Source organism: Ruminococcus flavefaciens (assembly GCF_900119075.1).
GTDB classification, from domain to species: Bacteria; Bacillota; Clostridia; order Oscillospirales; family Ruminococcaceae; genus Ruminococcus; species Ruminococcus flavefaciens_Q.
This window is the reverse complement of sequence record NZ_FPIP01000005.1, coordinates 178,854-194,845: the sequence shown is the minus strand read 5'-3', so window position 1 is coordinate 194,845 and position 15,992 is coordinate 178,854. Positions and strand designations below refer to the sequence as shown.

15 protein-coding genes are annotated in these 15,992 nt (G+C 48.8%); 7 read left to right on the top strand and 8 right to left on the bottom strand.

The window, feature by feature from the left end:
- Nucleotides 1-2: 2 nt before the first annotated feature.
- Complete coding sequence (coaD, locus tag BT105_RS09415; protein WP_024861501.1) at nt 3-494, bottom strand: pantetheine-phosphate adenylyltransferase; 492 nt, start codon at nt 492-494, stop codon at nt 3-5.
- A complete protein-coding gene (gene rsmD, locus BT105_RS09410) occupies nt 491-1,048 on the bottom strand; it encodes a 16S rRNA (guanine(966)-N(2))-methyltransferase RsmD (protein WP_028515708.1) in 558 nt (185 codons plus the stop codon). Before rsmD ends, coaD begins: the two co-directional genes overlap by 4 nt.
- Before the next feature lie 678 nt (nt 1,049-1,726).
- Between rsmD and BT105_RS09405 the strand changes: the two genes are divergently transcribed.
- From BT105_RS09405 to BT105_RS09375, 7 genes are all read left to right on the top strand, one after another.
- Nucleotides 1,727-2,110 carry a GntR family transcriptional regulator gene (locus BT105_RS09405; RefSeq protein ID WP_072300474.1) on the top strand — a complete coding sequence of 128 codons (384 nt, stop codon included), beginning with the start codon at nt 1,727-1,729 and terminating at the stop codon, nt 2,108-2,110.
- On the top strand, nt 2,103-2,981 hold the full coding sequence (locus tag BT105_RS09400; RefSeq protein WP_072300473.1) for an ABC transporter ATP-binding protein: 879 nt from the start codon (nt 2,103-2,105) through the stop codon (nt 2,979-2,981). The genes BT105_RS09405 and BT105_RS09400 overlap by 8 nt, the downstream gene beginning before the upstream one ends.
- Complete coding sequence (locus BT105_RS09395; protein WP_072300472.1) at nt 2,982-3,752, top strand: ABC-2 transporter permease; 771 nt, start codon at nt 2,982-2,984, stop codon at nt 3,750-3,752. It begins immediately after the preceding gene.
- Nucleotides 3,752-4,486, top strand: coding sequence for an ABC-2 transporter permease (locus BT105_RS09390; RefSeq protein ID WP_072300471.1), 735 nt, complete (start codon nt 3,752-3,754; stop codon nt 4,484-4,486). Before BT105_RS09395 ends, BT105_RS09390 begins: the two co-directional genes overlap by 1 nt.
- Entirely contained in the window at nt 4,476-5,357 is an 882-nt protein-coding gene (locus BT105_RS09385; RefSeq protein WP_072300470.1) for a CPBP family intramembrane glutamic endopeptidase, read from the top strand. Before BT105_RS09390 ends, BT105_RS09385 begins: the two co-directional genes overlap by 11 nt.
- A gap of 451 nt (nt 5,358-5,808) precedes the next feature.
- Nucleotides 5,809-6,168, top strand: coding sequence for an Asp23/Gls24 family envelope stress response protein (locus BT105_RS09380; RefSeq protein ID WP_028514133.1), 360 nt, complete (start codon nt 5,809-5,811; stop codon nt 6,166-6,168).
- Between the two features lie 34 nt (nt 6,169-6,202).
- The gene (locus tag BT105_RS09375; RefSeq protein ID WP_072300469.1) at nt 6,203-7,858 is read left to right on the top strand and encodes a DAK2 domain-containing protein; all 1,656 of its coding nucleotides are present in this window, start codon (nt 6,203-6,205) and stop codon (nt 7,856-7,858) included.
- Between the two features lie 544 nt (nt 7,859-8,402).
- Here the strand turns inward: BT105_RS09375 and recG are convergent.
- The 6 genes from recG to BT105_RS09345 all read right to left on the bottom strand — a co-directional run bounded on the left by recG (nt 8,403) and on the right by BT105_RS09345 (nt 15,975).
- Nucleotides 8,403-10,439, bottom strand: a complete 2,037-nt coding sequence (recG, locus tag BT105_RS09370; protein WP_072300468.1) for an ATP-dependent DNA helicase RecG — start codon at nt 10,437-10,439, stop codon at nt 8,403-8,405.
- A gap of 12 nt (nt 10,440-10,451) precedes the next feature.
- Complete coding sequence (locus tag BT105_RS09365) at nt 10,452-11,666, bottom strand: sensor histidine kinase (RefSeq protein WP_072300467.1); 1,215 nt, start codon at nt 11,664-11,666, stop codon at nt 10,452-10,454.
- Entirely contained in the window at nt 11,642-12,250 is a 609-nt protein-coding gene (locus BT105_RS09360) for a response regulator transcription factor (protein ID WP_072300466.1), read from the bottom strand. The genes BT105_RS09365 and BT105_RS09360 overlap by 25 nt, the downstream gene beginning before the upstream one ends.
- A gap of 228 nt (nt 12,251-12,478) precedes the next feature.
- Nucleotides 12,479-12,763: a hypothetical protein gene (locus BT105_RS09355; RefSeq protein WP_028514128.1), complete on the bottom strand. Its 285-nt coding sequence runs from the start codon at nt 12,761-12,763 to the stop codon at nt 12,479-12,481.
- Nucleotides 12,764-12,811: 48 nt separating this feature from the next.
- Nucleotides 12,812-14,347 carry a DUF4340 domain-containing protein gene (locus BT105_RS09350; RefSeq protein WP_072300465.1) on the bottom strand — a complete coding sequence of 512 codons (1,536 nt, stop codon included), beginning with the start codon at nt 14,345-14,347 and terminating at the stop codon, nt 12,812-12,814.
- On the bottom strand, nt 14,344-15,975 hold the full coding sequence (locus tag BT105_RS09345; protein ID WP_072300464.1) for a motility-associated ABC transporter substrate-binding family protein: 1,632 nt from the start codon (nt 15,973-15,975) through the stop codon (nt 14,344-14,346). Before BT105_RS09345 ends, BT105_RS09350 begins: the two co-directional genes overlap by 4 nt.
- Between the last annotated feature and the right edge of the window lie 17 nt (nt 15,976-15,992).

Sequence of the window (15,992 nt, the reverse complement as noted above, 5' to 3'; positions counted from 1 at the left end):
AATTACCTCTCCTTAATTAGTCTTTGTTTTATATCATCGAGTATTTCATTCGGGACGAAATGACTGATATCGCCGCCGAAATAAGCTATCTGTTTTACCAGACTTGAACTGAGATACATATTCTCTGTAGCAGTTGTCAGAAAGACTGTTTCCGCGCCTGCATACAGCTTTTTATTGGCAAGAGCCATCTGGAATTCGTATTCAAAGTCGCTGACAGCGCGGAGTCCCTTTACTATAGCCACAGCCCCCACATTTCTCACGTAATCCGCAAGGAGTCCGTCGAGGATATCTATAACCACATTATCAAGGTCTCTTGTGACCTGTTCTATCATCAGCATACGCTCCGTAGCCGTGAAGCTTGGCTGTGCCTTGCCTGCATTTCTGGATATGAGGACGATAACCTTATCGAAGAGCTTGGAAGCTCTGGTGATAATGTCCAGATGTCCCAGTGTAACAGGATCGAAGCTTCCGGGGCAAACGGCAACTCTTCTCATTCCTCAGCCACCTCCTCGGACGGTTTGCAGAATATCGTAACATTGATCTTGCCGTAGCGGTAGGTCTTTCTCAGCACCATTCCCTCGGGAGCCTGCGGCTCCTCTGCCTCGCACTCATACTCGCAGATTATCATGCCTCCGTCGCGGAGCTTTTTAGCCGCAAAAGGCAGGATATTGGCGATATGGCTGTGTCTGTAGGGCGGATCGAGGATAATGATATCGAAGGTCTGAGCAGTGAGCTTGATATAATCATAGCTGTCGCGGTTGATGACCTCGGACTGTCGTTCAAATCCTGTATTGCGCAGGTTCTCGTTCACGCATCTGATAGAGCGCAGAGAACTGTCGATAAAAACAGCGTGGTCTGCACCTCTGCTGAGGGCTTCGATACCCATCTGACCGCTTCCTGCGAAGAGGTCGAGGACTCTTGCTCCCTCGAGCTCGAACTGAACGGCTGAAAAGATGCCTTCCTTGACCTTGTCGGCGGTAGGTCTTACGTCCATACCCTCTGGTGCGACAAGCTTACGGCCTCTTGCAATGCCTGTGATAACTCTCATGTTTTAGTGCTCCGAAGCCGCAGAAATACTGCGGTTTCCGCATTTACGGTATACGGGTACCGAGATACTTACATTATATTATATAATATTTTCGTGAGCTTGTCTATATTATTTTTTGAAAATAGGCAATTTTGACTAAAAAAGGCTGTTTTCATTTGTCTATCATATACATCTTGGAATGATTAGTGCATAGTTATTAGTGATTAGTGTAGGGGCGGCGTTCCGCCGCCCGTGTAAATGTGCTGTAAGCGATGTACGATTATCGGTATTGATAATAATGAGCGAGTTTACGAGCGGCAACGTGGCAAGGGGGCGCAGGCTCTGCGCTGTAGGGGCGGCGTTCCGCCGCCCGTGTAAATGTGCTGTAAGCGATGTATGATTATCGGTATTGATAATAATGAGCGAGTTTACGAGCGGCAACGTGGCAAGGGGGCGCAGGCTCTGCGCTGTAGGGGCGCACAGTGTGCGCCCGTCAGTATACACGCTTATTTTCGGGCGAACACTGTTCGCCCCTACATACGGTCATTTATAATTATTACGTAATTTGCGGGACGCCGAGGGCGGCGTCCCCTACTAATCACTAATTACTAAAAAAGCAATTTTTTCAAAAACCCCTTGACAAGTGTATATACAAATGCTATAATGTGTATAACGTATATATACAATATGAGGTGAACTATGGATATTATTATCAGCAACTCATCAGGTGAGCCCATTTATTCTCAGATATCCTCTCAGATAAAGGGACTTATCCTCAACGGTACGCTGAAAGCAGGGGACGCTCTGCCTTCTATGCGTACTCTCGCTCAGCAGCTCCGCATAAGCGTTATCACCACAAAACGCGCCTATGAGGACTTGGAGCGTGACGGCTTCATCGAGTCGTATACAGGCAAGGGCAGCTTCGTCAAAGGGCAGAATACCGAGCTTCTCCGCGAGGAATATCTGCGTCAGACCGAAGACCTCCTCGCACAAGCCTGTGAAAAGGCAAGACAGTGCGAGCTCAGCCTTGACGAGCTGAAGGAAATGCTCGAACTATTATATGGAGGAGCAGAAAATGAATGATTATGAAAACGCTATAGAAATAAAAGACCTTACCAAGAAGTATGACGGATTTACTCTTGACAAGGTCAGCTTCAACGTGCCCAAAGGCAGTATCATGGGCTTTATCGGGCAGAACGGTGCAGGCAAGACTACTACTATAAACGCCATTCTCAATATCGTAAAAAAGGACGAGGGCGAGATAAAACTTCTCGGACTTGACCATGAAAAGGACGAATACGACGCTAAAAAACAGATAGCCGCCGTTTTCGACGAGCTACCCTTTGACGACAGGCTTAACGCTATAACTATCGACAAAGTTCTCCGCGAAGTTTTCGAGGAATGGAGCTCCGAGACCTTTTTCAATTACCTTGACAGATTTTCACTGCCGAGAAAAAAGAAGTTCGGCAAGTTCTCAAAGGGCATGAAAATGAAATTGCAGATAGCCTCCGCACTTTCACATAATGCGAAGCTTCTCATTATGGACGAAGCTACAACAGGTCTTGACCCCGTTGTAAGAAACGAGATACTGGACATTTTCCTCGAATATTTGCAGAATGAGGACCACTCTATCCTTATGTCCTCACATATCACCTCTGACCTTGACAAGGTAGCCGACAGCGTTACCTTTATCGACAAGGGAAAAGTTCTCATAAGCGGCTACAAGGACGATATCCTCTACAGCCACGGCATACTCAAATGCACTAAGGACGACTACAAGGACATTGCTCCCGAGGACATAGTTAGCGCCCGTCTCAACGATTTCGGAGCTGAGATAATGGTGTCCGACAAGGCTGAATGCAGCCGCAAATACTCTGGCGCGGTCATAGATCCCGCAACTCTTGAGGATATAATGCTGTTCTATGTAAACCGCAGCAAAAAGGAGTGGAGATGAATGAAAGGTCTTATCTATCGTGAATTCTATCTCAGCCGCAAAACTGTGGTGTATATGTTTCTTGCCTATATTATCTTCGTGCTGATGATAACCATGATAATAATCAGCACCTATGCAGGAAATCTCGCTAAGAACAACGATAGCGCAGAAACGCGCGAATACCTGTTATCGCAGATGTATCTCTATGCAGGTCTTATCGCCATGGCAGGCTGTACATATGGTCACAATGACCTCATCGAAAAGGACTATAAATCAAGGTGGCAGCTCTATTCCTATACTCTGCCTGTACCCGAAAAGAAGATAATACTGTCAAAGCTGACCGTCCGCATAACGCTTCTGCTCTCAGGCTTTGTGCTGGCAGTTATTGCCGAGTTCATATTCTCCGCAGCAGGAAAAGTTCCTGCAAGCATGGAGCATTTCAAGAATATATTCGTCATGATGTGCGTTTACGGCGCTATGTGTATAGCAGATATCCCATATCTGCTGATAATGAAAACTCAGAACAAGGGTGCAGCTTTTGTGATGATATTTTTCGTACCTCTGACCGCAGCTATCATCTATGGAGCGTATAAATTCGAAAAGTTCTGCTCTGCGGAAGCTGCAAGGCTCTATCCCGATATGGAAAGCGATGCAGGTATGATGAAAGTCGCTATGCCCTATCTCACAAAATGGCGCGATATTTTCCTGTGGGCAGGTCCGTTTATTCTTATCGGAGCGATCATGATCGCCTATTTCTGGGGCATAAAAGAGCTCAAAAGGAGGCGTTACTGATGACGGGACTTCTTTATAAGCTTATCAGAACCAACTGGGTGAAGATACTGCTCTTTTTCCTCGGTTCTATGTTTTATCCTTTCATGTTTGCACTGATATTCCGCAGCGACGATATGAAAGACGACCTGACAAGCGGTATCAGCATAATGCTTTGGGCTTTTATGGCATTTATGGTTTTTCTTATCGGCGGAGTTTGTGAGGATTCCATATTCAACGACGACGAGCGCAAAAAATGGGCTTACTTTGTCGCTTCTACTCCCACAGGAATAAAGGGACAGATAGGCGCAAAGTACCTGTTTACACTGTGCTATTCAATGCTGACGGTAACTGCGCTGATACTCTGCTGTGGCTTTGCAAGAGACGGAAGCAGTGAGCTTGCTGACGGCTCTGTTATCTTCATCGGATTCTTCTATATACAGCTTACTATGCGTGCTATAGAGTTTCCCCTTATGGCGCGTTTCGGCAGCAAGATAGGCAAATCCTTGAAGATAATCATTATCGGTATCGCTGCCTTTATCTTCTTCGCTTATATGCTTTTCGGCGATACATCGGCTTTTGCAGATATGGATACATTCTTTGACAGACTTCTTGCTGCACTGGCTGACGAGAACAAGGTAAAGCGCATGACGCTGTGGTTCAGCATTATAACTTTAGCGGTGATACCCATATATTATCTGTCCTACAGGCTTGCTGTAAAATGGTATCTGAAGGGAGTTGAGAGCTATGCCAAATAAGAAGAAAACTCTGCTCCGTATAGCTTTATATCTCATACTCGCATATGTGCCTGTGTATATACTTTGCTTTGCTTTTTCCGACAAGGAAGGCAGTCTCACCAGTGTTCTGGCAGGAAATACGCTTATGCTCTACCCTGCTATTGCTGTTATAATCACAAGGATAGTGACGAGAGAGGGCTTACATAACTCTTTCCTCGGCTTCGGCAAAAGGAACAGCGGTAAATACTACGCGCTCGCTGTGCTATATCCTATAGCCCTGCCATATGTGAGTGCACTGTTGCTTCATCTTTTCGTTGTGAAAAACGGCAGTATCACCGATAGTGCTGCCCTTAGTGACGGCACTTCGGCTGTTGCTATGCTGCTCTTGTCGATAGCAACAGGCTTCGCAACGGCGGTCCACGGCTTCGGCGAGGAACTGGGCTGGCGCGGCTATCTTACTCCCAAGCTTGAGGAGCTCATGCCTGCGCCTGCGGCTGTTATAGTTACGGGTATAATATGGGCTCTCTGGCACGGTCCTCTCCTTGCTTATGGCTATGACTTCGGCAGGGATTACGACTTTTTCCCATACGGCGGCTTTATCGCCATGATAGTGATGTGTATTTTCTGGTCGGCTTTCCTCACATGGCTCACCAAGCGCACAAACTCGGTATACCCTGCGGCTCTGTGCCATATGCTGATAGATACGGTTCTTACTTCCAATCTTATGCCATTTACCTACAATGCAAACGGCGATAAATTCGAGCTTCGCACCAATGACTTCTGGGGACAGATAATCTCTGTGTTCCCTATGATAATCGTTGCGGGAGCTGTTAGTATGGTACTGATGTGGAGAAAGAAGTCATCGGGCGAAAATAAAAAAGCCCTTTCATAAATACTCCCAAAAGGCACTTTTTTCAACGCGAACAGGTTGAATTTCAGAAAAATAATTTTCAATTTCGTTTATCTGCATAAATCAGACATCTTCAATTTGTTGAACTTCCATAACAAAAGTCCCTCGTTGAGGGGCTTTGTTTTTTCGGCGCCCGTTCACGATTGTCCGATGTTTTAATGCGGGCAGCGGAACGCCGCCCCTACAGGCTAACGGTTAAAGGCTAAGGGCTCGGGCGCACACTGTGCGCCCCTACAGCGCAAAGATAATATTCACCCTTACAATTGGGTTAATGATGATTATTTCGTCAGGCGTGGGAGGCTAAGGGCTCTGGGCGCCGTCCCGATAACTTAAATTTTCACATTTTGGGTATTGTAAATCTATGCAAACTGTGTTATAATTATTTAGATAGCGGTCATTCGTGCCGCATTTTTTCAAAAAGGAGTGATGACTCATGGTAGGCTTTGAAAATCATATCGGACAGATCACTATTTCGGAAAATTATCTCACCGAACTCGTTAAACACGCTGTTTCAGACTGCTTCGGTGTCGCAGACGTCAGCAACGTCAGCACTTTCCGTTCCGCTGTTTCTGCTCTTACCGCAGGCAAGGCTTTCAGAAAAAACAAGGGCGTTCGTCTGCGTACCGACAAGGACGGCGGTCTTATCATCGACCTGCATATCAAAGTGACCTACGGTACCAACATCACTGCTGCCGTAAACAGCATTACCCATAAGGTCAGCTTCACTGTGGAGGAAGCTGCAGGTATAAACGTACATAAGGTCAACGTTTATGTTGACGACCTGAACTCCTGAACGTTCAGGCATATAGAATTGGAGGACTTTTACTGTGATACACGGTTCTTTACTCAGAGATGCCATTATCTCCGCTGCCGTTACTATCGGCAACCGCAAGCGCGAGGTCGATGAGCTGAATGTATACCCCGTTCCCGACGGCGATACAGGTACCAATATGTCAATGACTATCGGCAATTCCGTTGCCGAGCTCAAACGTCTTGACGATAAGGCTCCCGTATCTGAGGTCGCTTCAACGGCAGCTTCTGCATTTCTGAGAGGCGCAAGAGGAAACTCGGGCGTAATACTTTCACTTATTTTCAGAGGCTTTTCCAAGGGACTTGCTGGCTGCACCGAGGCAAGCTGCGAGAACTTCGCAGACGCTTTGCAGTTCGGCGTCGAAGCCGCTTACAAGGCTGTTATGAAGCCTGTTGAGGGTACTATCCTAACTGTAGTCAAAGCGGCTGCTGCAAAGGCTAAGGAGATCGCTATAGAAACAAACGACGAGGTAACTTTCTGGAAAGAGGTCTGCGACGCTTCGGAGGCTACTCTTGCTAAAACTACAGAAATGCTGCCGCAGCTCAAAAAGGCTGGCGTTGTTGACGCAGGCGGAAAAGGTCTGTGTATCATATTCAGAGCTATGACCGACGTCTTCGACGGCGGCAAGATAGCTGAGTCCGCAGAAGCTCCTGCTGCTCAGGAGGGCTCGTCCGATTCCTTCAGAACTGCTGTCAGCGAGTATGACGACGATATCAGGTTTACATACTGCACAGAGTTCATGCTGGAAAAGGAAGAAAACTGCCCCGATGTGTTCAAGCTCCGCGCTTATCTGGAAACTATCGGCGACTGTGTAGTTGTTGTCGATGACGAGAAGATAATCAAGGTACACGTTCACACCGATAACCCCGGAAAGGCTATCACAAAGGGACTGGAGTTCGGTCACTTCATCAACGATCCCCGTCCGAAGATAGAGAATATGCGTATCCAGCACGAAAACAAGGTCAAGGACGCCAAGGCTGCCAAGGAGGGACTTACTCCCGCAGAGCCCGAAAAGGAGTTCGGCTTCGTTGCTGTTGCCGCAGGTCACGGCCTGGAGGCTATGTTCACAGACTTAGGCGCTGATGTTGTTGTAAAGGGCGGTCAGACCATGAACCCCTCTACCGATGATATTCTCCGCGCTATTATGAAAACTCCTGCAAATACAGTATTCGTGCTCCCCAATAACAAGAACATCATCATGGCGGCTGAGCAGGCTGTAAAGCTCACCGACAGAAAGGTCTGCGTGCTCCAGACAAGAACTATTCCGCAGGGTATCGCGGCTATGCTGGCTTTCGACGACAGCAGCAGCCTCTCCGAGAACCGTATCGCTATGACCAAGGCTTTCGAGAAGGTCTCAACAGGTCTTATCACCTTTGCCGCAAGAAACTCCGAGTTTGAAGGTCATCAAATAAAAGAGGGCGAGATACTTGCTCTCGATAACGGCAAGCTCTCGTTCACAGAGCGCGATATAAACAAGGCTACCTACAAGCTGGTCAAGAAGCTGGCTAAGGGCGATGTAAGCTATGTTACCCTTATCCACGGCACTGATGTGCCCGAGGAGGACGCTGAGGAGCTCCAGAAGTTCATTCAGTCCAAGCTCAGCGACAAGATAGAGGTAATGCTTGTAAACGGCGGTCAGCCTGTGTACTACTATATCATTTCTGTTGAGTAAGTATTGACAAGACGGATATAACGAGGTATAATGTATATAACCACGAATGAAAGTATGAAGCATTAGTTCATGCAAAAAAAGAAAATCCCGAGAGTTGCAACTCTCGGGAGTTTTTATATATAGGGAAATTGCTCCTCGACACGGGAAGTATCATCAAAATCAAGGGACGCCCTCTCTTACAGGGCGTCCCTAATCGGGCTCGGCACCCTCTGTCAGCTTTGCTGACATCTCCCTACACTGTAGGGAGTCACCCTCTTAAAACACAGTTCACCGGACTGTGTTTTAATTCACCCCTTGCGGTTACTCCCTGTAGTACAGGGAGATGCCCATAGGGCAGAGGGTACTCGCTCCTGTTAGGAGCGCTTTGTAACTGCGGGGCTTTGCCCCACACCCCACAAGGGCTTTCATCCCTTGACCTGACCAAAGGAACACGTCCCTTTGGAATCCCGTTCAGGTTGTCAGGAAGTAATTACAGTGTCTAAAGAACTACTTACTACTCACTACTTTCTACTTACTCATGCGTATAATATCCGCCCCTACATATCTATCCGATTATATCCTTGCTGAACAGGCGCATTACGTCCATTTTCAGCGCTTTATTCTGCGGCTTTTCCAGAAGCGGATCGTCGGCGAGTAGCTCCCTTGCGCAGTTCTGGGCACGGTTCATAAGCTCCATGTTGCAGGCGATATCCGCTATTTTCAGCGGCGGAAGTCCGTGCTGTGCGCTGCCGAAGAAGTCTCCCGGACCGCGCATTTTCAGGTCCTCCTCGCTTATCTTGAAGCCGTCGGTAGTCGAGGACATTATCTTCATTCGCTTCACGCAGTCCTCGGCAGTATTGTCGGTTATGAGTATACAGCTGCTCTCAAAGCTGCCTCTGCCTACTCGTCCGCGGAGCTGATGAAGCTGGGATAGTCCGAAGCGCTCGGCGTTTTCAATGACCATGACTGCCGCATTTGGCACGTCGACTCCCACTTCCACAACGGTGGTGCAGATAAGCACCTGTATCTCGCCGTCACGGAATTTCTCCATGACCTTGTCCTTTTCGGCGGCTCTCATCTTTCCGTGGAGCAGAGCCGTGGTATAGCCCTTTAAGTCACCCTTTGCGGCGTTCTCAGCGTAGGTCTTGACCGCGAAAAGCTCGCTTTCGCTCTCCTCTATCATGGGGCAGACCACATACGCCTGACGTCCCTCGTCAAGGCGCTCCCGTACAAAGCCGAATGCACGGCTGCGGAGCTTGCCCGTGACCGCATAGGTCTTTACGGGCTTTCTGCCCTTGGGGAGCTGAGTTATTGCCGATATATCAAGGTCTCCGTAGATGATAAGAGCGAGGGTGCGCGGTATGGGAGTTGCGGACATAACAAGCTTGTGGGGAGCGTCGCCCTTTTCAGCAAGTGCTGCTCGCTGTGCAACGCCGAAGCGGTGCTGCTCGTCGGTGATGACAAGTCCGAGCGCCCTGTACTCCACGTCCTTCTGGATAATGGCGTGAGTGCCCACGATTACGTCGATATTTCCTGCGGCTATTTCCTCGCGGACAGCCGCTTTTTTCTTTGCGGTCATTGAGCCAGTCAGCAGGCAGACCTTGACGCCGAAGGGTTCAAGGAAATCGCTGAGGGTTCGGTAATGCTGTGCCGCAAGTATCTCCGTGGGAGCCATAAGTGCGGACTGTATGCCGTTTTTTGCCGTAAAATAGCAGGCTGCCGCTGCAACAGCGGTCTTGCCGCTGCCCACGTCGCCCTGCAAAAGGCGGTTCATGGGGACGTCACGGCAGAGGTCGGATACTATCTCGTCAACTGCCTTTTTCTGGTCGTCGGTGAGCTCAAAGGGCAGTCCCTCGGTGAAGTCCTTAACGTTCACGGCGGAGTCCATTTTGTAGGCGGTATTATTGCGGCTTCGGGACTTCATCACGGACATACCAAGCTGGAGCTTCAGAAGCTCGTCAAAGGCAAGCCTGCGACGCGCAGTCTCCGCGGCAAGCTCGCTCTCGGGGAAGTGGATATTCTCCAGCGACCACATGAGGGGGGCAAGGTCGTATTTCCGCAGTATATCGTCGGATAAGGTCTCAAAGGGCTCACTGCGCATTATTTCAAGAGCCTGACGCATATTGGTACGGACCATGGTCACGGAAAGTCCCTGAGTAAGATGATATATGGGCTGTATCAGCACCTGCTCGGACGCCTTGATGTATATGGGGGAGCTTATCTCCTTGCGGAGGAAATTGCCCGACACCTTGCCGTACATATAGTAGGTCTCGCCCTCTTTCAGCGCCTGAAAGTAGTAGACGTTGTTGTAGACCACAATAAGGATATCGTCTGTGCCGTCGGAGGCGGCGGCTTTGCAGATGACAAGTCCGCCCTTTATGCGCTGTGGAGGCATTTTTCTGAATATGGTAAGCTTTAATACGTTGTAGTCCCCGAGGACTGCCTGCGCTACGGGTACGTGTGTGCGGAAGTCAAGATAGTCCCGAGGGATATGATATATGAGCTCATAGGGCGTAGTTATGCCAAGCTTGCGGTATTTCTCGCCGCGTGCCTTTCCCACGCCCTTTAAGTATTCTATTTCGGTGAAAAGTGTTGTCGGCATAAAAATTCCTCGTTATTTCAAGAATACAAATTCAAATCGTGTGCCCTTGTCAGGCTCGGAATACACCAGTATATCGCCGCCGTGTCCGCGGACTATCTTCTGTGATATGGACATTCCCAGTCCCGAGCTGTACATGGTAGTATCGCTGGACTTGGACGAAAAGCGCTCGAAAAGCTTGGGGATATTCTCCTGCGGTATGCCCCTGCCGTTGTCTGTAAGGATCATTTTCACCATGACGGGATCGGCAGTGACCTCCGCTGATACCTCGGTACAGCCCGAGTGGTCGGCGGAGTTTTTCAGTATGTTCTCCACAGCCTCGCAGAGCCAGCTCTTGTCGCAGAGCATGGTGATATTCTCGGGGAGCTGTGTTCTTACGGTGATGTTTTTCTTGCGGAGCAGGGGCGATATGCGCTTTATGGCAAGCTGACAAACTTCGGAGAGGTCGCTCTCCTGCATATCGTACTCCACTGCATTGGCTTCAAGCTTTGCGAACTTTATGGCTTCGATGACAAGGCGCTCCATGCCGTCAAGGTTCAGCTGTATCTCGTCGGAGAGCTTCTCGCGGCGCTCCTCGGACAGGTCGTCAAGCTCCGTCAGCATATCCGTGTTGAGACGTACTACCGCAAGGGAGGTCTTTATCTGGTGAGAAAGGTCGGTGAGGAAAACGCGGAGATAGCGCTGCTCGCTGCTGAGGCTGAATTTGGTGTTGTTCAGTCTGTCCACCAGCATTTCCACGGCGTCGGATATCCTGTGGACTGAGCCCAAGTCCTCGCCGTAAAGAGTTATGACTGCGTTTTCGGAATCGTCGGCGGCTTTCACACATTCATTGCGAAGCTTCTCCAAGTCGCGGTATATCGCCATGAGCTCGCGGAGAGATATGAAGTACCATATCGCCGATATCAGGGCAAGAAGTCCGAATACGGGATAGAATATCACCCTGCGGACAGAGCCGTAGTTCTTCATCATACGAGGGGGGATACTCCTGTCGATACTGTACTTTTTCATCGCCTCCTCCCCTGCCGATATGGAATCGTCATCGGGGAAGTCCGTGAATTTGCCGCCCCCTGCCACGGAAAGCCCGGAGCGTATCTGCTCATGCACTATGACGTCCGCGCACTTGCCCGATATGAAAAATGCGGCGCAGGCTGACAAGGTAAGCAGCAGAAGAAATATCACCAGAAGCTTCTTGGGGGCGCGGTTGTTTATGAATCGGTCTGTTCTGTCCATTTATAGCCCATTCCTCTCTTGGTGACTATGCTGCCGCAGTTGTGCGCCTTGCTGAGCTTTTCACGGAGTCGGCTGATGTTCACCGAAAGGGTGTTGTCATTGACAAATTCGCCCTTGGAGTCCCATAAATAGGCGAGTATCTGCTCACGGGTAAGGTACTGTCCGCGGTTGAGCATGAGGTAGCTGAGGAGCTTCTGCTCCAATGCGGTAAGCTCTATTTCGGGGACTTCGGGAACGCGGCGGAGATTTGCACGAATACGGGAGAAAAGCTCTCTCAGTCGGAATGGCTTGGTAATGTAGTCGTCGCCGCCGCTGTCAAGTCCGCGGACGATATCGGCTTCGTCGTCGCAGGAGGTCAGAAATATCACGGGTATCTGCATTGTTCTGCGCAGGCGCCTGCAAAGGTCTACGCCGTTGCCGTCGGGCAGAGTAACATCAAGAATGATAAGGTCAGCCTCGGCAGCTGCGGCTTCTGCCGCAGCGACAGTGCGCACAGCGTTGACGCTGTAGCCCTCGGTCTCAAGGGAAAGCTTTATATTTGCGTTTAGTGTTTCGTCGTCCTCAACGAGCAGTATCTTGTTCATAGTCTCACCCCATTGGCTGTTTATTAGTGTTGTTATAATTCTATCATATATTTTGCGAAAAATCAAGGCGGCGGAGTTATCAGTGAATAGTGCATAGTGTAGGGGCGAACAGTGTTCGCCCGAAAATAGCCGTTTATACCAACGGGCGCACAATGTGCGCCCCTACATATATATCGTTCATGGATCAATTCCGAATTAAAACAGCCGCCCGTGCGGGCGGCTGCTCTCTTAGCTTTTCAGTGCCTTTTCAAGCCATACATTCGCAAAATCAAGTGCTTCGTAAAGTCCGCACTCGCGCTCTGCATTCTTGACAAATGCCTTCAGGGGGTTGGGCTCGTTTGTGTCCATCTGAACTATCCTTACCTTTGAGGTGACCTGCTCGCCGTTTTCCTCTTTGGTCTCAAGGATAGTAATGTAGATCACATACGGATCCTGCATATATCCGTAGTATATATCCTTGCCGTTTCTTACCAGCGGATAGCCCTTATAAGTGTTGAATTTCTCGCTCATCATAATACCTCCTTATATTCCTGTCATGCTTGGGTAAAAGCGGCTCCGCTCTTACCATGTTGTGATGTAATCCTCTCCTGTGCTTATGCGCTTGATGTTCTCCTTGAGAGTGTCCACATAAGACTTTGTGCAGTAATACTTGCTCTTGCCGTCTATAACTATCAGCGAACGCATGAACGTATCCTCGTAGAAGTCGTACTTAATGGTCTTGCCAAGCTGCTCGTCCTTGATAGTTACCGATACCTCGGGCTCGCCCTCGGGTACGGGTGCGTCAAGTGCGAATTCCTCGCCGTTTGTGCTTACAAGGAATGAATAGAACAGTCTGTAGCGCTCGGAATCGAACTCCTTGCCGTCCTTTGTGACGTTGAAGTCCTCTGCCTTCGGACTCTCGGGGATATTGTCCTTGTCCTTAGGCTCTATCTTGAATTCTGCGCTCTCACCGCCGCCGCTTACGCTGAGCTCGGTGATGTTCCATACGTATGACGCTATTATCATTCTCGAACAGATATCGCTTGGTGTAACTGTCAGCCACTTTGCACTGCTCTCGCTGACAGTGTATATCACCTTTCCGCCCTCGAGCATACCGTATGCGCACTTGCCGCCATTCTCATCTGCGAATACCTTTCCGAGAAGAAGCACATGGCTCTTTCCGTCGTCGCAGTCCATTGTTACCTTGCAGAAGGGCTTGTCAAGTCCTGCCTCTGCGATATCAGCCTCTGTACAGTGCAGTGCGTGGATATCCGAAGCGTAAAGTCCGAACATTCCCGATATGATATCGGTAGCCTTTTCTACTGTAAGATAGCTGTCTGTAGGCTCTACGAGCTTGTGGGGCGATGAAGTGCCGCCTGCGTGGGCGTCGGTCTTGTCTCTGTCGTACTTGATGAGGATATCATAGTCGATGTCCTCACGCTCTATCCTGAGACTTTCTACTTCAGGCATTTCATCGTCTGCGGGCTTTTCAAGAATGGTCTTTTCGATAAAGTCCTTGCTGCTGTTGCTGTAGTTTGCAACAGTCGATGTGTTTACCGTGTATACGTCCTTGCGTCCGTCATCTACCATTAAGTAGGTGTTGTCGCTTGACGGAGCTGTATCGCCTACGAGGAACTTTACCTTAGTTCCTGATTCATAGGTGAGCTCTACCTCAGCTGACGGAGAAGCAAGTCCGTATTTTGCAAGGTCGGTGCAGCCCTCTGCTACAAGAGCGGCTGCCTGCATACCGTTTGCGTTGTTTGCAAGCGTACCTACCATTGCTGTGTTTACGTCAAGGTCGGTATAGCCGTCAAGAGTATAGACAGCTCCCTTATTGTTTTCCTTGTCGGGAGCGCTCTTCATTATGACATTGAGCTCGCCGCTGCTGTTCTTTACAGTGACGCTCTTTACTACAGCGTCCTCGGTGCCGTCGCTGACAAGGACTGTGCCCTGTCCGTTTGCCTCTGTGGCAAGAAGCTCGGGTGCCGATGAAGAACTGCTGCCGCCTCTGTGTCCTTCTGTTTCGCTTGGGTTAAGCTTCATATAGGCAAATCCGCCGCCCAGCATGGCTGCAAGAACAGCGCTGAGCGCGATAATGCCCTTAGCTTGTTTTTTCATTTATTTCTTCTCCTTAACAGTACCATTACACCTATTGCAGCGATAATGAAAGGTATTACCCATACTACTATTATCTGGATAACCTTTGCCTGTCCTGTCGAAGGTGCTATAGCTGAATACTGAAGTGATTTTTCAAGGATAACGGCTCCGTTTTCCTTGCCTGCTATCTGATTCAGAGCGCTGATGATAACATTTGCGTTGTTATATGTGGTATTCTGCATGATAATTCTGCTATCCATAATATCTGGGCTGCCCATAACGAGAACACTGCTCGTGTATACATTAAAGTCCTCAGATGTCTGCTTCTGTGAGAGCATTACTGCTGTTTTTGTAACCTGTTCACTTATTACTTCATTCATGTCTGTAGGACTTACAGTATATGCCTCGTCATAGGAACTGATAAGGCTCTTTACGATATTGCCGTTGTTCTTGGATAACTCTGTGAGGGCTCTTGTATAAGGCGATACTATAGGGAGCTTTTCATTTGGAAGTGTTCCCACTGCTTCTGAATCATCTACTTTTAGTGCAACAATATATGGAGCACCAATATTGTACTTTGCATCGCAGATTATCTCGTTCTCCACCTTTATGTTCCAGTCGGCAAGGAATGCCTCGATATTTGGAAGATTTGTCTTTGAAACATCGGGAACGTAGATAACGTTTCTGTCGTACTTTCCGCCGTTATAGAGGAAGTCGCTGAGCTTCTTTATGATATCCTCGGAGAAGTCTACTGACGGAGCAAAAACTACTACCATATCGTAGTCCTCGGGCTTTATCTCGTCTGTAGCGATGTCGATATCCGAGCATTCATAGCCGTTTTTTGCAAGGAGCTCGTTCTCAAATGCGTTTACTGCGCTGCCGTAGCTCTGTGCGTCGAACAGTGAAGCGCCGTTCATTGTCATTGCAAAGGCTGTCTTTACGGGGTGAGCGTCGCATACGTTTGTGATAGCCGATGTGATAGTGCTCTCGCCTGTGAACTTGAACTTGTACTCGCCTGTGGTCTGAGCTGTATACTGGTCGGGAGTTATCATGTTCATAACGTCTGTGCTGCTGATAACGCTTACTCTTTCGCCTGATGATACGATAATGCTGCCGCGCTCGATATCGCCGTTGTAGTACTTCTTGTACTGGTTGATGATATCGGGGTCAACGTCCATATCAACGTATTTTACGTCAATGCTGCCCTTGCCCTGCTTTGCGTATACGGAATACTTGTCGAGAAGCTCGGGGATAAGCTCAAATGGAGTATCATAGCCTGTCTGTCCGCGCCAGTAGCTTGCAAGAGCATCGAAATAATCTCTCTTTGCAGTAACTGTTATATCAACGTCCTTTTCGATATTCTTAACTGCATCGACAGACTCTGCGCTGAGCTCGTATCTGTCATCGGGAGTAAGGTCTATCTTGATAGGTGAACGCTTTCCGATAACAGTCACCATGATATTCATAACTACCACGATAGCTACGACGAGAGCTATGGCAATGTAGAACATAGAGCCGTACTTCAGCTTCTTTCTGAAGCCTGAGGCAGGTTTTTCCTCCTTCTCAGTCTCCTCCTCTATGGTCACAAGCTCATCGGGAGCATTGCTGTTTGTCAGGTCTTTATTCTTGTCTAATTCTTTTTTACTCATTTGTATCAAAACCTTCC

Excerpts from the sequence above, each read along its gene's own strand:
- BT105_RS09345 (WP_072300464.1), bottom strand. The coding sequence starts at position 15,975 with ATGAGTAAAAAAGAATTAGACAAGAATAAAGACCTGACAAACAGCAAT.
- BT105_RS09390 (WP_072300471.1), top strand. The coding sequence starts at position 3,752 with ATGACGGGACTTCTTTATAAGCTTATCAGAACCAACTGGGTGAAGATA.
- BT105_RS09360 (WP_072300466.1), bottom strand. The coding sequence starts at position 12,250 with ATGAACAAGATACTGCTCGTTGAGGACGACGAAACACTAAACGCAAAT.
- BT105_RS09380 (WP_028514133.1), top strand. The coding sequence starts at position 5,809 with ATGGTAGGCTTTGAAAATCATATCGGACAGATCACTATTTCGGAAAAT.
- BT105_RS09350 (WP_072300465.1), bottom strand. The coding sequence starts at position 14,347 with ATGAAAAAACAAGCTAAGGGCATTATCGCGCTCAGCGCTGTTCTTGCA.
- BT105_RS09365 (WP_072300467.1), bottom strand. The coding sequence starts at position 11,666 with ATGGACAGAACAGACCGATTCATAAACAACCGCGCCCCCAAGAAGCTT.
- rsmD (WP_028515708.1), bottom strand. The coding sequence starts at position 1,048 with ATGAGAGTTATCACAGGCATTGCAAGAGGCCGTAAGCTTGTCGCACCA.
- BT105_RS09400 (WP_072300473.1), top strand. The coding sequence starts at position 2,103 with ATGAATGATTATGAAAACGCTATAGAAATAAAAGACCTTACCAAGAAG.
- coaD (WP_024861501.1), bottom strand. The coding sequence starts at position 494 with ATGAGAAGAGTTGCCGTTTGCCCCGGAAGCTTCGATCCTGTTACACTG.
- recG (WP_072300468.1), bottom strand. The coding sequence starts at position 10,439 with ATGCCGACAACACTTTTCACCGAAATAGAATACTTAAAGGGCGTGGGA.
- BT105_RS09395 (WP_072300472.1), top strand. The coding sequence starts at position 2,982 with ATGAAAGGTCTTATCTATCGTGAATTCTATCTCAGCCGCAAAACTGTG.
- BT105_RS09385 (WP_072300470.1), top strand. The coding sequence starts at position 4,476 with ATGCCAAATAAGAAGAAAACTCTGCTCCGTATAGCTTTATATCTCATA.
- BT105_RS09355 (WP_028514128.1), bottom strand. The coding sequence starts at position 12,763 with ATGATGAGCGAGAAATTCAACACTTATAAGGGCTATCCGCTGGTAAGA.
- BT105_RS09405 (WP_072300474.1), top strand. The coding sequence starts at position 1,727 with ATGGATATTATTATCAGCAACTCATCAGGTGAGCCCATTTATTCTCAG.